This is a genomic window from Cryobacterium sp. M23 (assembly GCF_002929655.1).
Lineage (GTDB): Bacteria > Actinomycetota > Actinomycetes > Actinomycetales > Microbacteriaceae > Cryobacterium > Cryobacterium sandaracinum.
The window spans coordinates 44536-61108 of the sequence record NZ_PJJV01000059.1 but is presented as its reverse complement, the minus strand read 5'-3'; the positions used below and the strand labels follow the sequence as shown (position 1 = coordinate 61108).

Genomic DNA, 16573 nt, shown 5'->3' with positions numbered 1-16573 from the left:
CCGAACGCCTCATCAAACTCACACTCGCCGCCTAAAATGAAACCAAGGACCCCGTCCGAAAAGACCGGGTCACCCCAGCCATCAGTCCCGGCGTGTCGCGTATTTCTCCGAGTTAACGTCACAACGGATGCCCTGGGCTGGCTGCGCCCGCCGCCGGTGGTTGAGCGTGCCGAAACCCGGCGGTCCAGCCTGCAAACCCGCGCCGCACCATCCGTGCCCCGCGTCGCCACCCCCCTGTCACCGAATTGATTAGAACAGGAAGACGAAACTCAACAGTTATCTTTCCTCATCTATTGACTCCAACTTAGAACGTGTCTACGATGTAGGCATGGCTGGAGCCCCCACTCCGCACCACCCCACCGCCTCACCGCAGGCGGTGCCTTCCCTCGCGCAGGCACCCCTCGCGCAGGCACCCCGTGCACACCTCGTGCAGCAGCTCCAGCAGGCCCGTGACCTGGCCGCGGCCGTGCTGGACTCGGTGTCCTTCTCCCTCCTGGGCGAGGCGGAGGCGATGATGGTGCTGGGCACGGTCGAAGACCTCGGCCGCCGGGTCGATGCCGCCAGGGTGGCCTCTGCCGCTGACATTTCGGTGCGGTGCCTCCGTATCCTGGGCCATGAGTCCCTGGCGGATCAGAACGGGGCCAGCAGCGGCATCGACCTGATCACCCGTCTGACCCTCGTCTCTTCCCGTGAGGCGAACCGGCGGGTGCGCCTGGGCGAGAACGTCACCCCGCGCCGGGCGGGCACCAGCATGCTGCCGCCCTACTACCCGGCCGTGGCCGATGCCCTCACCGCCGGAGACCTCGGCGTCGACGCGGCCGAGAACATCGTCACCGCCCTCGACCAGGTCGCGGCCCGGGTCGCAACCGACGACCTCGGCACCGCCGAACGTGCCCTGGTGGCCAGCGCGACCGGCGCCGTCACCGACGAAACCCGCGGCCTGCCCGGTGAGGGGTTCGCGTTTCCTGCGGACCTGGTGCGGGGTATGGCGGGGCAGTGGCAGGCTCGCCTCGATCCCGACGGCACCGCCCCCAACGAGCCCGTCGCCGAAGCCCGCAGCACTGTGGGCTTCGGGCTCTTCCGCGACGGCCTCTACCCGCTCCGCGGCGGCGTCACGCCGGAGCTCCGCGGCATCATGAACGCCATCTTCGACACGTACCTCTCCGCCCACGCCACCCCGGCATTCCCCACGGCCAAGGAACAGGCGCGCATGGCGGCCGGGCAGCTGATCCCGGGCGCCGAGGCCGCGGCCCTCAGCGACGACCGTAACGGCGGTCAGAAACGCGCCGACATCCTCCGCGGGGTGTTCGAAGCCGCCACCCGCGACGCGGGAACCCCGACCATGGGCGGCGCCGCCCCCACCGTCATGATCCACGTCAACCAGGCCGACCTGACCGCCGACCGCGGGGTGGGCTGGATCGACGGCGTCGAAGTGCCGATCTCGCTGACAAGTGTGAAGCAGGCGCTCTGCGCCGGCGGATTTCAGGAGATCGTGTTCGGCCTGAGGAACGAGGTCCTCAGCCTCAGCACCGAGAATCGTTTCTTCAACCGGGCCCAACGCCGCGCCATCGCCGCCCGCGACGGCGGCTGCACCATCCCCGGCTGCACCGTGCCCGCAGCCTGGTGCGAAGTACACCACGTCATCCCCTGGCACCGCGGCGGAAAAACCGAGATCACCAACGGGGTACTGCTCTGCTGGTACCACCACCACAGCATCGACACCTCCGGCTGGAACATCCGCATGATCCGCGGCAAACCCCAAATCAGGGCACCCTACTGCTTCGACCCCACCCGGACATGGCGGCCTGGGGGAGGGAACCCGGCCAACCGGGCACGGCCTCGGCCTCGGCAGGCTCGACCAACGTCAGGGTAAGTCCCCCGGATCGGGTCACCGGTCTCGGCAGGCACGACCGACGTCAGCTTAAGTCCCCGGCCGCGAGCGACCTGAGCCCGGTGGTCGAGGTCGTCGAAACCAGGCGGGCCATCTTCCGAACCCGGCCCGGGGCATCCGTTAGCGCGGGTGGCGACAACGGATGCCGGTGTGGGGGCCTCCGAGGCCGGCGCACCGGGTCTCGACAGGCTCGACCACCGACAGGCTCGACCACCGATCGGCTCGACCACCGGAGGGTGTGCTCGACCGTCTAGGCGCGGAGCTTGGTGATCTGCAGCAGGCCGTCGCCCACAGGGGAGAGGGCACTGATGACTGCGGTGGACGAGGCGATGACGGTCAACAGGGTGCGGAAGCCGGTCGCCACATCGTCGCGCTGGGCCGGGTTGGCCACGCGGCCGCGCCAGAGCGCGTGGGCCACGAGCACGGTTCCGCCCGGGCGGGCCAGGCGCAGGGCGTGCTCGACGTACTCGATCACGCACTGCGGATCGGCGTCGACGAACACAATGTCGTAGGAGTTCTCGTTCATGCGTGGCAGTACGTCCGCTGCCCGGCCCGTGATCAGGCGTACCCGGTTCGCGGGGATGCCGGCTTCGGCGAAGTTGGCTTTGGCGTGCTGCTGGTGGTCGACCTCGGTGTCGATCGAGGTGAGGGTGGCGCCGGGGGCGCCGGTGAGCAGCCAGATGCCGGAGACGCCGGCACCGGTGCCGACCTCGAGAATGCTCCGGGCCCCGGTGGCGGCCGCGATCACGGCCGATTGAGCGCCGACCGCCGGAGAAATCGCGTCGATTCCGAGTTCGAGGGACTGCTGTCTGGCCCGCGCCACAGCGTCGGACTCCACGACTGAGTCGTCGGAGAATTTCCAGTTCAGATCTTTGTCAGACACAGCGCAACTCCAGTAGGTGAATGGGTCAAGCCTAAGGGGGGCCGGGCATGGTCCGGGGAGGCCTCGCCGGGGGTTATTCTGGGGGAATGTTCGGTTTGACCTTCGAGAAGATATTACTGATCGGGATTGTCGCCGTCTTCCTGCTCGGACCCGAACGGCTTCCCCACTATGCCGCCCAGCTCGCCCGCCTCGTGAAGCAGCTCCGGAACCTGGCCAACGGGGCCAAAGACCGGATGCGGGACGAGATGGGCCCGGATTTCGACGACGTCGACTGGAAGAAACTCGACCCGCGTCAGTATGACCCGCGCCGCATCATCCGTGAAGCTCTCACCGACGAAGACGAGCTGAAAGGCCAATCGGCGACCGTGTCGCGGGCGGTGCCGAATCCCGACGGCGCCTATCTGCAACGCAAGCGCGCCAGGGAGGCCGCCACGCTGCCGGCGCCCTTCGACTCCGAAGCCACGTAGCCACGTAGCCACGTAGCCACGCAGCCACGTGGCCAAACGAACTAGGTGACGAGCACACCGGACGCGGCGTATTCGAGCTGGCGGACGTCGGGAACGGGTACGTTGGGCAGGTTGGGCAGGTTGGGCAGGTTGGGCAGGTCGGGCACGTAGACCCGCGACACGGGCTGAGTGCGCTCGGATCGTGTTCCCGACCGCTGCGATGACCTCGCCGGACAGCCCGAATCACGAGAAGTCGTCGTCGACTACGATCAGGCGCCCGGCCGGAAAGAGCGATGCGCGGAAGGTCCCCTGGTTGGCCGCACCCTCGCCGGTGTCCGCCACGGCCACTCGGTCGTTGCCCAGCCGGGAAAGGGCGACGGCCTGTCCGACGGCGGGCGATAGATCGTCGGCGATGATTCTCGAGCAGGAGAAATGCGTGCCGGGGTCCGAGGCTGAGGCCGAGGGCCGGGCGGTGAGCGGCGCAGTGCGCACCAGAATATGCAGGCCGGGCCATACGGGCGATGCGTGCACGCTACGCTGAACCCACGTATCTGAGGAGTGTGACCGTGTCGAAGCCGTCGAACACCCACGCGAAGCCCAAGCGGGTGCCGCTGCCCGTCTACTCCGCCGAGTTGCGCAATCTGCAGACCGAGTTGGTCGCCATGCAGGAATGGGTCAAGGAGTCCGGGGCCCGCATCGTCGTGATCTTCGAGGGCCGGGACGCGGCCGGCAAGGGGTCCGCGATCAAGCGGGTCAGCGAGTTCCTCAATCCCCGCGTCGCCCGGATCGTCGCCCTGCCGGTGCCGACCGAGCGCGAGCGCGGCCAGTGGTACTTCCAGCGGTACATCGAACACCTGCCCTCCACGGGTGAGATCGTGCTGATGGACCGCTCCTGGTACAACCGCGCCGGCGTCGAACACGTGATGGGGTACTGCACCCCCGACGAGTACCGCCGCTTCCTGCACCAGGCGCCCCTCTTCGAACGGATGCTGGTCGAAGACGGCATTCTGCTCGTCAAGTACTGGTTCTCGGTGTCCGACACCGAGCAGGAGAGGCGGTTCCGGTCACGGCTGAACGACCCGATGCGCCGCTGGAAGCTGTCTGGGACCGACCTTTTCTCGATCACGAAGTGGGTCGATTATTCCCGCGCCAAAGACGAGATGTTCGTGCACACCGATCTGCCGGAGGCCCCATGGTGGGTCGTCGAGAGCGAGGACAAGCGGGCCGCGCGCCTCAACATGATCAGCCACCTGCTGTCGATCGTCCCCTACACTCATCGCGAGCCGCCCCAGGTGACCATTCCGACTCGCCCCGCCGGCTCGGAGTACGAGCGCCCGCCGCGCGAGCTGAACCGGCCAGTGCCGGACATCACGACCACGCTGGGAAAGCCCACGGCGAAGCCGAAGGGCAAGGCCAAGATCAAGAAGAACGCGAAGAAGGCGACCAAGGCGGAGGCGGCGAAGCTGGCGCCGGAGAAGGCGGCCCAGCAGGCGGCCCAGCAGGCGGCGGCGTCGGCCAAGCTGACCGTCTGAGCCGGGTTCGCGGAGCCGGGTCACGGCTCTGCTGCCCGGGGTCAGCGGCGGCGGATGCCCTTCAGCACGGCCGCCAGCAGCAGCATCGGCCCGGCCAGCCGCTCGAAGTCGTGGCCGGTGCGCGGCAGCTGCACGAGACCCGTCGGGCGCGCGATGGTGACGGCGTCCACGAACCTGAGCAGTCCCTCCGGGCCGTTGCGTCGGCCGAGACCGGACTGCTTCAGTCCGCCCATCGGGGCCGCCACCGAGGAGAACGAGCCGCGATAGCCCTCGTTGATGTTCACGCTGCCGGCCTCGAGGGCCCCGCCCACGCGCAGAGCCCGCCGCACGGAACCGGAGAACACCGACGCGTTCAGCCCGTAGTCGCTGTCGTTGGCGGCCAGGATGGCGTCCTGCTCCGAGTCGATCACGGTGACCGCAACCACAGGGCCGAACGTCTCGCCGGCGAAGCACTCCATCGCCGGGGTGACTCCGGTCAGCACGGTGGGTTCATAGAAGAACGGTCCCAGGTCGGGGCGGGCACGGCCCCCGACCTCGACCGTGGCGCCGTGGGCGACCGCGTCGGCCACCTGCGCGCTCACCCGGTCCAGCTGGGCCTGCGAGGTGAGGGAACCGACGTCCGTCGTGTAGTCGTAGTCGGCGCCGAGCCGGAGCGACCGGGTGACGGCCACGAATTCGTGCAGGAACGCGTCGGCCACACCTCGCTGCACGAAGATGCGCTCAATCGACACGCAGAGCTGGCCCATCGCCGTGAAGCAGGCCGGGGCCGCGTCGGCGGCCGCGCGGGCCGGGTCGGCGTCGTCAAGCACGATCAGCGGGTTCTTGCCGCCCAGCTCGAGCGAGACGCCGGTGAGGTTGCCGGCCGCCTGCGCCGCCACCCGCTTGCCCGTCGCGGTCGACCCGGTGAAGCAGACGTAGTCGGCCTCCGCGGTGACCGCCCCGCCGATCTCCGCGCCGTCGCCGACGACCACGGCCCAGAGCTGCTCGGGCACGCCGGCGTCGATGAATGCCTGACGCAACGACAGGATGCTCAGCGCACCCTGGTCGTCGGCCTTCTGCACCACACCGCAGCCGGCGGCGAGGGCCGGCACGACATCCATGGCGGCGAGGCTGAGTGGGTAGTTCCACGGGGTGATCACGCCCGCGATGCCCTTGGGCCGGTAGCGCACAGTGGCCGTGATGACGAGCGGGATCGCGGAGTGGCGGCGCCCGCCGCGCAGCACGCGCGGCGCGGCGAGGGCATTGAAGCGGGTGACGCCGGCGGCCTGGAAGACCTCCTCGAAGGCCTGGCCGCGGGTCTTGCCGGTCTCCGCCTGCACGGTGTCCTGCAGCAGCCCGCGGCGCTCGAGGATCAGGTCGTGCGCGCGCAACAGGATCGCCCGGCGCCGTGCGAACCCGGCCCGCGCCCAGGCCAGCTGGGCCAGGCGTGCCTGCGCGTAGGCCGCCTGCACGTCGGGCAGCCCGCTGACGGGCAGCTCGTGCAGCACCTCCCCGGTGAAGGGCGCGATCACGGTGACCGTGGCCCCCGTCGTGGAACGTATGGAGCGGGTGAGAGTCGTGATCCCGGCAGGGTCGAGGGGGGAGGCAGGCATGCCGAAAGTCTAGGTGGGGGCGGCGCATGCGCTCCGCCGCGGCGCCGGTGCGGCGACGCTACTTTGGGGTGATGCCGAGGCTCAATCCGGAGAGGCCGCGCGCCCGGGTGGCGAGGCGGTCGGCAACCAAACGGATAGCCACGGCCGCGGGGTCGGTCGGGTCGCCGTGCACCACGGGCACCCCGGTGTCTCCGCCGCTGCGGAGCGGCACGCTGAGGGGAACCTGGGCGAGCAACGGTACGGGGAACTCGTGCCCGGCGCCGAGCCGGCGCGCGACCTCGGCGCCGCCCCCGGAACCGAACAGCTCCAGCACCGTGCCGTCGGGCTGCACGATTCCGGCCATGTTCTCGATCACGCCGTAGATGGTCTGGCCGGTCTGCCGGGCCACGACACCGCTGCGTTCGGCGATGTCGGCGGCGGCCGGTTGCGGGGTGGTGACGACGATGACCTCGGCCTGGGGCAGCAGCTGCCCGACCGAGATGGCCACGTCGCCGGTGCCCGGAGGCAGGTCCAGCAGCAGGATGTCCAGGTCGCCGAAGTAAACGTCGGTGAGGAACTGGGTGATCGTGCGGTGCAGCATCGGCCCGCGCCAGGCGACCGCGACGGAGCCGTCCTCCACGAACATGCCGATCGAGATGACCTTCACGTCGAAGGCGATCGGCGGCAGGATCATCTCGCCGACCTGGGTCGGCTTGACCGCGGCGGACTTGCCCGTCTCGGGGGAAGGCGGGGTGACCAGGCCGAGGAGTCCGGGGATGGAGAACCCGTAGACATCCGCGTCGACGATGCCGACCCGCAGGCCGCGCTCGGCCAGCGCCACGGCCAGGTTCGCGGTGATTGTGGACTTGCCGACCCCGCCCTTGCCGCTGGTGATGGCGTAGACCCGGGTGAGCGAGTCCGGGCCGAATTGGTTGCTGCGGGCTTCCTTGCCGCCGCGCAGCTTCTCCGTCATCGCACGGCGCTGCTCGCGCGTCATCACGCTCACATCCACGGTCACGTTGCCGGGGCCGGCCACGGACTCCACGGCGCGCAACACATCGCGCTCGATCTGCCGGGCCGCCGGGCAGCCGGCGATGGTGAGACGGATCCCCACGAGGGCGCGGCCGTCGACGATCCGCACCCCGGCGACCATGTCGAGGTCGGTGATCGGCTTGCGGATCTCCGGGTCGATCACCCGGGCCAGGGCGGTGAGCACCTGGTCGGCGGAAAAGAGGGGCTCAGGCACTGGGCGATCGCTCCTCGCGGTCGCGGTCTCGCTCGCGGTCGCCCTTGCGGAGGCGTTTCCGGGTCTGCTTGTCCGGGTCTTCGCGCTCTTCCAGGTTGTCGAGAAGGGCGCGCAGCTCGGAGCGGAGGAAATCGCGGGAGGCGAGGTCCTTCATGCCGAGGCGCAGCGCCACCACCTCCCGGGCGAGGTATTCGGTGTCGGCCAGGTTGCGTTCGGCGCGCTGCCGGTCCTGTTCGAACTGCACCCGGTCTCGGTCGTCCTGGCGGTTCTGCGCCAGCAGGATCATCGGGGCCGCGTAGGAGGCCTGCATCGACAAGACCAGGGTCAGTGCGATGAAGCCGAGCGACACGGAGTCGAAGCGCCACTGCACCGGTGCGAGCGTGTTCCAGGCGATCCAGCTGACGGCGAAGAACGTCAGCCCGAGCAGGAACCACGGCGTGCCCATGCCGCGGGCGATGGCCTCGGTGAACCGGCCGAAGCGGTCGCGGCTGGGGCGGTCGCGGCTACGCCGGCGCTTGCGGCCGAGGGCGGGCGTGCGCAAACCCTTGGGGGAGTCGAGGCGGAGATCCGCTCGGTTAGCTCGGGCCATTGCCGGTCCTCCGTCCGTGGTGCAGCGGGATGCTTCCCGTGGTCAGTTCGGTGCGGGCCTCGGCCCGGCGGCGCACGTCGTCGTTGCCATCGTGGCTGCGCCAGTCGTCGGGCAGCAGATAGTCGAGGACGTCGTCAATCGTCACCACCCCGACGAGTCGGTGGTTCTCGTCGACCACGGGCACGGAGACGAGGTCATAGCTGGCGAGGATGCGGGTGACCTCTGCGGCCGAGGTGTCGGCGGTGACGGGATCGAGACCCTGGTCGAGCAGTGTGCCGAGGCGTTCGTGGGGCGGGTAGCGCAGCATCCGTTGGAAATGCACCATGCCGAGGAAGCGGCCGGTGGGCGGCTCGTAGGGCGGGAGGGTGACGCAGATGGCCGCGCCGAGGGCCGGCGCCAGGTCGTGGCGACGGATGAGCGCGAGCCCCTCAGCGACCGTGGCATCGGCCGAGACGATGATCGGTTCGGTCGTCATCAGGCCGCCGGCGGTGTCGGGGGCGTAGGTGAGCAGGAAACGCACGTCGTCCGCTTCCTCCGGCTCCATCAGGTCGAGCAGCTGTTCGCCGAGCTCTTCCGGCAGCTGCGCGATCAGGTCGGCGGCGTCGTCGGGCTGCATGTGGTCGAGCACGTCGGCGGCGCGGGCGTCGCCGAGCCGGGTCAGGATGCTGACCTGCTCACTTTCCGGCATCTCCTCGAGGGCGTCGGCGAGGCGGCCGTCCGGCAGCTCGCCGGCAACCTCGTGCATGCGCTCCGGTGGGAGGTCGAGCAGGGTATTCGCGAGGTCGGCGGGCTTGAGGTCGGAGTAGGTGGCGATGAGCTGCTCGGCCGACTGGGCCTGGCCCTCGGTGGTCTGCTCGCGCACCTCGGCCCAGTCCGTGAAGGTCGTGGCGCCCTTCGCGAAGAGGGACAGGCTGGTCTTGGGGCGGCGCACGAAGAGCTGGCTGATCGCCCAACCGCCCTGGGGGAGCTCCTCGATCGAGACGTCTTCGATGGTCGCCTCACCGGAACCGTCGTTGAAGACCACCGTGCGCCCAAGCATCTCGGCAATGACGCGCACCTCTCCGCCGCGCTGCTCGAAGCGGCGCACGTTGATCAGGCCGGTGGTGATGATCTGACCCGAACCGATGCTGGTGACGCGCCCGATGGACACGAAAACGCGGCGTTTGCCCGGGATCTCCACGATCAGGCCGACGACGAGGGGCGGGTCGTTTTTTTGGTAGACCACCAGCACGTCCCTGACCTTGCCCACACGGTCTCCCGCGGGGTCGAAAACGGTACACCCGGCCAAACGGGCAACGAAGACTCTGGTGGCAGACACAGATCAAATCTAGGCCACCTTCAGGGCAGATCGGTCCTGTGAAAGAATGGACTCATGAGCAATCAGAACCCCTTCGGCGGGCGCAGGGCCGCATTGTTCCCCGTTTTACCCAAGGGGGAGGTGCTCGCGACATACGCCACCTATGGCGAGGCTCAGGAAGCTGTGGACACTCTGGCGAAGTCCGACTTCCCGGTGAAGCAGGTCTCCATCCTCGGCAGCGACCTCAAAACCGTCGAGCGGGTCACCGGCAAACTCACCTGGGGGCGCGTCGCTCTCGCCGGTGCGGCCTCCGGCGCCTGGCTGGGCGTGTTCTTCGGGCTGCTGTTCTTCATTTTCTCGCCGGATGGCGCGGGCCTGCCGTTCGTATTCGCCGCGGTGATGATCGGCGCCGGGTTCGGCATGCTGTTCGGGGTCGTCAGTGCCGCGCTCAATCGCCGTCGCCGCGACTTCACATCGACCATGCAGGTGATTGCCAGCACCTATCAGGTAATCGTCGACGGCGCCCTGGTCAATCGGGCCCGGAACCTGCTCGCCGGGCACGCTGAGGCCGAGCAGGCGGTGCCGGCCCCGCCGCATCCGTCGGAGCCCCCTCGCGTCGAAGAGCCCCCTCGCGTCGAAGAGCCGCCCGCGGCTCCGCAGCATCCGCTGCCCTGACAGTCCGCGGCCAGGTTTAGGTGGTGAGGGCGGCGATCCAGGCCTCGACCTCCTCGACGGTGCGGGGGATGCCGGCCGACAGGTTCTCCGGGCCGTCCGCGGTGACCAGGATGTCGTCTTCGATCCGCACGCCGATGCCGCGGTACTCCGCAGGCACCGTCAGGTCGTCGGGCTGAAAGTAGAGGCCGGGTTCGATCGTGAACACCATTCCGGGCTCGATCACGCCGTCCATGTACATCTCGCGGCGCGCCTGCGCGCAGTCGTGCACGTCGAGGCCGAGGTGGTGGCTGGTGCCGTGCACCATATAGCGGCGGTGGTGGCCGTTGTCGGGCAGCAGGGCCTCCTCGGCGGTGACGGGCAGCATGCCCCATTCGGCCGTGCGACGCGCGATGACCGCCATCGCCGCGGCGTGCACGTCGCGGAACACGGCGCCGGGACGCGCCATGGCGAACGCGGCATCCGCTGCCTCGCGCACGGCGTCGTAGACGCGGCGCTGCACGTCGGTGAAGGTGCCGTTCACCGGGAGGGTGCGGGTGATGTCGGCGGTGTAGTAGCTGTCGACCTCGACGCCGGCGTCGATCAGGATCAGGTCGCCGGGCACGACGGCGCCATCGTTGCGGGTCCAGTGCAGGATGCAGGCGTGAGGGCCGGACGCGGCGATCGTATCGTAGCCGACCGCGTTGCCGTCGGACCGGGCCCGGGTGTTGAACACGCCCTCAACGAGCCGTTCGCCGCGGTGGTGGGTGCTCGAGCGGGGCAGGTCCCGGATAACGTCCTCGAAGCCGCGGGCCGTGGCGGCGACGGCGAGGCGCATCTGGGCGATCTCGTAGGAGTCCTTGACCAGGCGCAGCTCCGACAGGCCGCGGGCGAACTGCTCGTCGGCGGCGTGGTCGCCGTTGATCTCGAGGCTGAACGGCGAGTCGGAGGCGTCGGTCGTGAGCACCTTCTCCGCCGCGAATCGGAGGCGGGCCTCGTCGACCTCGGTGGTGAAGAGCGGGTCGGCCTCCCGCAGCACGAGGCTCTCGGTGTCGATCGTGTTCATGACCAGGGCCAGGTCGGCGATGCCGCGCACCGGCACGCCGAGGTCGGCGGCAACCTGGGCGACCCCGGGGCGTGGGCCGATCCAGAATTCGCCGATATCGGGGTTCGCGTAGAACTCGTCCGAGTCGCGGCCGGCCCGCTCTCGGAAGTAGAGGGTGGCGTCGTGGCCGGTCGCTGTGGGTTCGAGCACCAGCACGGCGCCGGGCTCGGCGTCGCTGCCCCAGCCGGTGAGGTGCGCAAAGGCCGAGTGCGCGCGGAACGCGTAGTCGGTGTCGTTGGAGCGTTGCTTGAGACGGCCGGCGGGGATGATCAGACGCTGTCCGGGGTGCATTGCGGAAAGGAGTTCGCGGCGGGCGGCCGCGAAGCGCGCCTGCTCGCGGGCGAGCGGTAGCTCTTCGGTGCGCTCGGCCCAGTCGCTGGAGATGTACGCCTTGAACCCGGCCGAACCGGGGGTGGTGGAGCGGTTCTCGTTCGATCGGGGAGCAGGGGTGATCGCGGTTTCGCTGGAAGTGGCCATGGCCCATTGTCCCATTGAGCTAGGAGGTCGGGGCGAGGGTGGCCACGATCGGGCGGTGGTCGCTGCCAGCGCCGTCTTCCGCCTCGATCACGCGCAGGCCCTGCACCTGCCAGTTTGCGGTGGCCAACACGTGGTCGATCGGCAAGCCGAGCAGGGCCGGCGCGAAAGTTGGCCAGGTGCCGACGGCGCCCGCACCGGTCGCCGGTCCGGCGTCCCGGCAGTCGCCGAGGACGGCGCCGGCCGATGTCTCGTGGCCGCTCAGGTGGTCGACCGTCGCGTTGAAATCACCGGCCATGATCACGTTCGGTTCAACGCACTGTTCGGCGAGCCAGTCCAGGTCGGAACGCCGGTTCGACATCTCGAATCGAATGGGTGCGACGGCGTGCACCGCGATGATGGTGGGCCCGACGTCGTCGGCGGGCGTGGCGACGACGGTCGGCAGCACGTTGGTGTTGCCGGGAGGCCCGGAGCCGGCCTCGTCGCTGACCGTGTAGTCGCCCAAGTCGGGGTGATCAGCAGGGTCGTGGAGCGGGCCTTGGAGATCTGGTCGAAGGCGATGGTGTGCACCCACATCGGACGTCCGCCCTCGCGCATGGCTTCGGCGACGGCCTCACCGGTGGCCTCGGTGGTTTCCGGCAGGGTGACGATGTCGGCGTTCTGGCCGAGGGCGAGTCGGGCGATGGCGGCGGCTGGGAACCCCGCGGGACGGTCCGGGTCCGCCGCACAACTAGCATGGGGGAATGCTTGGTGCTCGACGATTCCGTGGTCCGATCGATCTGCACACGCATTCGAGCGTGTCGGATGGCACGGAGACCCCGTCGCAGCTCGTGCGGGCCGCCGCCGCGGCCGGCCTGGGCACGGTCGCACTGACCGACCACGATTCGACCGCCGGCTGGGCCGAGGCCGGTGTTGCCGCCCGCACCGCCGGACTCACACTCATCCCCGGCATGGAATTCAGCACCCGGGTGGGCTTTTCCAGCGTGCACCTGCTCGCGTACCTGTTCGACCCGTCCAACGCCGGCATCGTGGCCGAAACCGCCCGGGTGCGGCAGGCCCGGCTGGTGCGCGCCGAGCAGATGGTGGAGCGCATCGGCGTCGACTACGCCCTGACCTGGGAAGACGTGCTCGCACAGACCACGCCGGATGCGACGGTCGGCCGCCCGCATATCGCCGACGCACTGGTGGCCCGCGGGTTCGCGCTCACCCGGAGCGAGGCTTTCGCGGGAATCCTGCACTGGGAGGCCGGCTACTACCAGCCCCACTACGCGCCGGACCCGCTGCGGGCCATCACCCTCGTGCGCGCGGCCGGTGGGGTGCCGGTCATCGCACACCCGGCGACGCGCGGGGCGGTCGACGTCATCCCTGAAGCGAAACTGGCCCGGTTGGCCGAGGCCGGCCTTTTCGGGCTCGAACTCGAGCACCGTGAGAACAGGCCCGAGGCGAAGGCCCACCTCTACGCGCTCGCCGAGAAGTACGGACTCTTCGTCATCGGGTCCAGCGATTACCACGGCGAGGGCAAGCCGAACCGCCTGGGCGAGAACACGACGGCGCCCGAGGTGCTCGAGCGCATCATCGGACAGGGAACGGGCTCGCCGCCCGTCTACGGCTGACGCCGCCCACCCTAGGGAACAGGGCGCGCGGTCTACCATGCGCCGCGAGCCCTCACGTGAGCCGCCGCGGAGGCAAACGAAAAGCGCCCCCGCCGAAGTGGAGGCGCTTACGGCCGGAACTGCCGTGCAGGAACTGCCGTGCAGGGGGTGCCTAGCTGGGGGTGCCGGCCTGCGGGGCGTGGCGACGCGTGCGGCTCCGACGCCGCGGGGCGCTGTTGCCGTCGTGGTGCTCGGCGCCGCCGCCGTCGTGAGTGCCGGCGGCCGGGGTGATGACCGGGGCATCCGGGTTGGTGGTCGCGCTGACCCGGGTGCGCGAGCGCGGCGGGCGGCTGCCGGCCAGTTCGCCGGAGTGGCTCGCGCCCGAGCGTGCGGCGTCGGTATGACCGGCGCCGGAGCGACCGGCGCCCGAGCGCGAGGAGTCGCCACCGGTGCGGCCCCCGCCGGAACGGCCGGAGTCAGAGCGGCCCGAGTCAGAGCGGCCCGAGTCGGAGCGGCCGGCGCCGCCGGTGCGGCCTGCGCCACCCGTGCGTGCAGCCGAGGCGGCGGTCTCTCGGTTGGGCGAGGCGCGGAGGCGCCCCTTCGACCCGGCCGGGATGTTCAGGTCGGCGTAGAGGTGCGGCGACGACGAGTAGGTCTCCATCGGAACCGGCGTGCCGAAGTCGAGCGCGTTGTTGATCAGCGTCCACTTGTGCATGTCGTCCCAGTCGACGAACGTGACCGCAATGCCGGTCTTGCCCGCACGGCCGGTGCGTCCCACGCGGTGCAGGTAGGCCTTCTCGTCCTCGGGGATGGTGTGGTTGATCACGTGAGTGACGTCGTCCACGTCGATGCCGCGCGCGGCGACATCCGTGGCGATCAGGATGTCCTTCTTGCCGGCCTTGAAGGAGGCCATGGCGCGTTCACGCTGTTCCTGGTTGAGGTCACCGTGCACGGCCGTGGCGTTGAAGCCGCGATCGCCGAGCTCCTCGACCAGCTTGGCGGCGGCGCGCTTGGTGCGGGTGAAGATCACGGTCTTGCCGCGGCCTTCGGCCATCAGGATGCGGCCGATCACCTCGTCCTTGTCCATGTTGTGTGCGCGGTAGACAAGGTGCTCGATGTTGGCCTGCATCAGGCCCTCGTCGGGGTCGGACGCACGGATGTGGATCGGTCGGTTCATGAACCGGCGCGCCAGGGCGACGATCGGGCCCGGCATCGTGGCCGAGAACAGCATCGTGTGGCGGGTGGACGGCGTCTGCGAGAACAGCTTCTCGATGTCGGCGAGAAAGCCGAGGTCGAGCATCTTGTCGGCCTCGTCGAGCACCATCTCGCTCACGTTGGCGAGGCTGAGCAGGCGCTGGCTGGCAAGATCGAGGAGCCGGCCGGGGGTGCCGACGACGATCTGCGCGCCGGCCTTGAGCGCCTCGATCTGACCTTCGTACGCCTTGCCGCCGTAGATGGAGACAACCTTGGTGTTGCGGTTGCTGGACGCCATCTCGAGGTCTTCGGAGACCTGCACGCACAGCTCGCGGGTCGGGACGACGACGAGTACCTGCACGCCGGGTGCGGGGTCGAGCCCGAGTCGCTGAATGATCGGAAGGCCGAAGCCGAGGGTCTTGCCGGTGCCGGTCTTGGCCTGACCGATGATGTCCTGGCCGCTCAGGGCGAGGGGGATGGTCTGCACCTGGATGGGGAAGGGCTCGATGATGCCTTGATCAGCGAGAGCCTGAACCATGTCCTGGTCGATGTTGAGTTCGGAGAAAGTCACGAATTATTGCCTTGTCATTAGCTGGAAGCGGGATGCGCCCGTCTTTTGCTTCGGGCACCTGGCCATCGATCCATGCCGATGGCGTGGTCCCAGCCTATCGGGCGGCCCTGTGAAGTCTCTTATACCGGACCCGGACGCACCGATTCGCCCAGCGTGGGTCGGAACCCGCGGTGGCGGCACGACACTGTCCTAAGCTGGGCCTGTGATCATGTGGACCGATGGGCGCAAGAAGCGCGTGGAGGCACCCCGGCAACCGGCGCGGCGGGCACGTCAGTCGACCACGAAAATGGACATCGCCGGTTTCACGCCGGAGTTGCTGCCCTACCTCGGCCAGGCGGCGTACTTCCAACTCGGCATGTTCGAGAACCTCGCCCTGGCCATCGCGATCGCTCCGGACCTCACCGCGAAGGAGGCGCTGAGCGTCGCCGCCGGCCGGGCCCTCGCCAAGCACCAGGGGCTCGTGGCCGAGATCCGTCGCCGCGGCGGTGAGCCGTCCGAGGTGATGGCCCCGTTCGCGCCCCACCTCGACGCGTTCCGCGAGCAGACGGCCGGCGCCGACTGGAACGAACTGCTGCTCAGCTGCTATCTCGCCGGGGGACTGCTCGACGACTTCTTCATCCGGCTGTCCGACGGGCTGCCCGGCGATGTAGGCCCGCGGGTGGCGCACCTGCTCGGCCAGGACGCCGGCACGGAGGTTCTCGTCACCCACCTGAAGGCCGCCATCGGCGCCGCCCCGGCGCTCGGGTCGCACCTGGCCCTGTGGGGACGACGCCTGGTCGGGGACACCCTGCTGGTCGCCCGCTCGGCTCTGCCGATGGAGGGCATCACCGCAGCCGAGTCCCGGATCGAACCCGTGTTCACCGAGCTCATCGCCACGCACACGCGGCGCATGGACGGGCTCGGCCTGACCGCCTGACCGCCGGCCGCACGGGGGAGCCTTCGTCACGCGCCGGCCGGGTGCCCGTCGCGCATCAGGGTGTGCAGCATCCGCTCGTCGCCGGCGGTGCGCGTGCGCACCAGGGCCAGGTCGGCTGCGACGGATGCCAGTGCGGTCACCCCGAGGGTGACCCACCAGATCCAGCCACCGTCCCAGGGCGCGCCGAGCCAGCTCAGCGCCACCCAGACGACGGACGCGACCATGGTGCCGATCGCCGGGACGAGGACAGCGCCGTGTGCGCGGCGCCCCGGAATGGCATACCGTGCGGCAATCCCCAGAACAGCACCGCCGAGGGCGATGAAGAGCAGTTCCACGGTTGTTCAGGCGACGAAGCCGACGCGGCGGGACGCCTCGGAGCCCAGCTCAACGTACGCGAGCCCGACGGTCGGAACGATGTAGACCTTGCCCTTGCTGTCGGAGAGCTTCAAGTACCCGGTCTGCCCGGCGAGGGCGGCAGCGACCGTTTCCTCGACCTCGTTCGCGGGCTGTGAGGTCTCGAAGCCAATCTCACGGGGAGAATTGAAGATGCCAATGCGGATATCCACCAGATGCGCCTTTCGTTGCCTAAGCGCCCAGATTACGACAGAACCGCGC

General features: G+C 69.5%; 17 protein-coding genes. 6 read left to right on the top strand and 11 right to left on the bottom strand.

From position 1 onward, the window contains the following. Positions 1-328 precede the first annotated feature (328 nt). The gene (locus tag CXY82_RS05280; protein WP_104169984.1) at positions 329-1873 is read left to right on the top strand and encodes an HNH endonuclease signature motif containing protein; all 1545 of its coding nucleotides are present in this window, start codon (positions 329-331) and stop codon (positions 1871-1873) included. Positions 1874-2141: 268 nt separating this feature from the next. On the opposite strand, the gene CXY82_RS05275 is transcribed toward CXY82_RS05280, so the two are convergent. Beyond that, positions 2142-2774, bottom strand: coding sequence for an O-methyltransferase (locus CXY82_RS05275; RefSeq protein ID WP_104101036.1), 633 nt, complete (start codon positions 2772-2774; stop codon positions 2142-2144). Positions 2775-2860: 86 nt separating this feature from the next. Here CXY82_RS05275 and CXY82_RS05270 point away from each other — a divergent pair, with 86 nt between their 5' ends. Further along, entirely contained in the window at positions 2861-3241 is a 381-nt protein-coding gene (locus CXY82_RS05270; RefSeq protein ID WP_104101037.1) for a Sec-independent protein translocase TatB, read from the top strand. Positions 3242-3463: 222 nt separating this feature from the next. Here CXY82_RS05270 and CXY82_RS05265 read toward each other — a convergent pair whose 3' ends face one another. Further along, a complete protein-coding gene (locus CXY82_RS05265) occupies positions 3464-3712 on the bottom strand; it encodes a hypothetical protein (RefSeq protein ID WP_104169983.1) in 249 nt (82 codons plus the stop codon). 170 nt (positions 3713-3882) lie between these two features. Here CXY82_RS05265 and ppk2 point away from each other — a divergent pair, with 170 nt between their 5' ends. After that, entirely contained in the window at positions 3883-4752 is an 870-nt protein-coding gene (ppk2, locus tag CXY82_RS05260; RefSeq protein WP_369828412.1) for a polyphosphate kinase 2, read from the top strand. Positions 4753-4793: 41 nt separating this feature from the next. Here ppk2 and CXY82_RS05255 read toward each other — a convergent pair whose 3' ends face one another. From CXY82_RS05255 to CXY82_RS05240, 4 genes are read right to left on the bottom strand one after another with little or no spacing between them, the layout of a single operon-like run. Further along, positions 4794-6344, bottom strand: a complete 1551-nt coding sequence (locus CXY82_RS05255; RefSeq protein ID WP_104169981.1) for a succinic semialdehyde dehydrogenase — start codon at positions 6342-6344, stop codon at positions 4794-4796. A 58-nt stretch (positions 6345-6402) separates the two neighbouring features. Continuing rightward, positions 6403-7569, bottom strand: coding sequence for an Mrp/NBP35 family ATP-binding protein (locus CXY82_RS05250; protein ID WP_104169980.1), 1167 nt, complete (start codon positions 7567-7569; stop codon positions 6403-6405). Beyond that, positions 7562-8158, bottom strand: coding sequence for a DUF1003 domain-containing protein (locus tag CXY82_RS05245; RefSeq protein WP_104169979.1), 597 nt, complete (start codon positions 8156-8158; stop codon positions 7562-7564). The genes CXY82_RS05250 and CXY82_RS05245 overlap by 8 nt, the downstream gene beginning before the upstream one ends. After that, entirely contained in the window at positions 8145-9476 is a 1332-nt protein-coding gene (locus tag CXY82_RS05240; RefSeq protein ID WP_104169978.1) for a magnesium transporter MgtE N-terminal domain-containing protein, read from the bottom strand. Before CXY82_RS05240 ends, CXY82_RS05245 begins: the two co-directional genes overlap by 14 nt. A 54-nt stretch (positions 9477-9530) precedes the next feature. On the opposite strand from CXY82_RS05240, the gene CXY82_RS05235 reads away from it, so the two are divergent. Next, positions 9531-10130 (top strand): general stress protein, encoded by a 600-nt coding sequence (locus CXY82_RS05235; RefSeq protein ID WP_233199214.1) that lies wholly within the window; start codon positions 9531-9533, stop codon positions 10128-10130. Between the two features lie 16 nt (positions 10131-10146). On the opposite strand, the gene CXY82_RS05230 is transcribed toward CXY82_RS05235, so the two are convergent. Continuing rightward, positions 10147-11688 carry an aminopeptidase P family protein gene (locus CXY82_RS05230; RefSeq protein WP_104169977.1) on the bottom strand — a complete coding sequence of 514 codons (1542 nt, stop codon included), beginning with the start codon at positions 11686-11688 and terminating at the stop codon, positions 10147-10149. Between the two features lie 19 nt (positions 11689-11707). Then, on the bottom strand, positions 11708-12190 hold the full coding sequence (locus tag CXY82_RS05225; protein ID WP_104169976.1) for an endonuclease/exonuclease/phosphatase family protein: 483 nt from the start codon (positions 12188-12190) through the stop codon (positions 11708-11710). Between the two features lie 238 nt (positions 12191-12428). Here CXY82_RS05225 and CXY82_RS05220 point away from each other — a divergent pair, with 238 nt between their 5' ends. Continuing rightward, positions 12429-13298 (top strand): PHP domain-containing protein, encoded by an 870-nt coding sequence (locus CXY82_RS05220; protein WP_104169975.1) that lies wholly within the window; start codon positions 12429-12431, stop codon positions 13296-13298. A 151-nt stretch (positions 13299-13449) separates the two neighbouring features. On the opposite strand, the gene CXY82_RS05215 is transcribed toward CXY82_RS05220, so the two are convergent. Then, entirely contained in the window at positions 13450-15042 is a 1593-nt protein-coding gene (locus tag CXY82_RS05215) for a DEAD/DEAH box helicase (protein WP_104169974.1), read from the bottom strand. 208 nt (positions 15043-15250) lie between these two features. Here CXY82_RS05215 and CXY82_RS05210 point away from each other — a divergent pair, with 208 nt between their 5' ends. Then, entirely contained in the window at positions 15251-15958 is a 708-nt protein-coding gene (locus CXY82_RS05210; protein WP_233194223.1) for a ferritin-like fold-containing protein, read from the top strand. Positions 15959-15984: 26 nt separating this feature from the next. Here the strand turns inward: CXY82_RS05210 and CXY82_RS05205 are convergent, their stop codons facing one another. Beyond that, the gene (locus CXY82_RS05205; RefSeq protein WP_104169972.1) at positions 15985-16293 is read right to left on the bottom strand and encodes a hypothetical protein; all 309 of its coding nucleotides are present in this window, start codon (positions 16291-16293) and stop codon (positions 15985-15987) included. 6 nt (positions 16294-16299) lie between these two features. Next, positions 16300-16524: a DUF3107 domain-containing protein gene (locus CXY82_RS05200; RefSeq protein WP_104169971.1), complete on the bottom strand. Its 225-nt coding sequence runs from the start codon at positions 16522-16524 to the stop codon at positions 16300-16302. Between the last annotated feature and the right edge of the window lie 49 nt (positions 16525-16573).

Bases quoted from the DNA above. Each gene is read 5' to 3' on its own strand.
- CXY82_RS05280 (WP_104169984.1), top strand. From the start codon at position 329: ATGGCTGGAGCCCCCACTCCGCACCACCCCACCGCCTCACCGCAGGCG.
- CXY82_RS05270 (WP_104101037.1), top strand. From the start codon at position 2,861: ATGTTCGGTTTGACCTTCGAGAAGATATTACTGATCGGGATTGTCGCC.
- ppk2 (WP_369828412.1), top strand. From the start codon at position 3,883: ATGCAGGAATGGGTCAAGGAGTCCGGGGCCCGCATCGTCGTGATCTTC.
- CXY82_RS05255 (WP_104169981.1), bottom strand. From the start codon at position 6,344: ATGCCTGCCTCCCCCCTCGACCCTGCCGGGATCACGACTCTCACCCGC.
- CXY82_RS05245 (WP_104169979.1), bottom strand. From the start codon at position 8,158: ATGGCCCGAGCTAACCGAGCGGATCTCCGCCTCGACTCCCCCAAGGGT.
- CXY82_RS05235 (WP_233199214.1), top strand. From the start codon at position 9,531: ATGAGCAATCAGAACCCCTTCGGCGGGCGCAGGGCCGCATTGTTCCCC.
- CXY82_RS05230 (WP_104169977.1), bottom strand. From the start codon at position 11,688: ATGGCCACTTCCAGCGAAACCGCGATCACCCCTGCTCCCCGATCGAAC.
- CXY82_RS05220 (WP_104169975.1), top strand. From the start codon at position 12,429: ATGCTTGGTGCTCGACGATTCCGTGGTCCGATCGATCTGCACACGCAT.
- CXY82_RS05210 (WP_233194223.1), top strand. From the start codon at position 15,251: ATGTGGACCGATGGGCGCAAGAAGCGCGTGGAGGCACCCCGGCAACCG.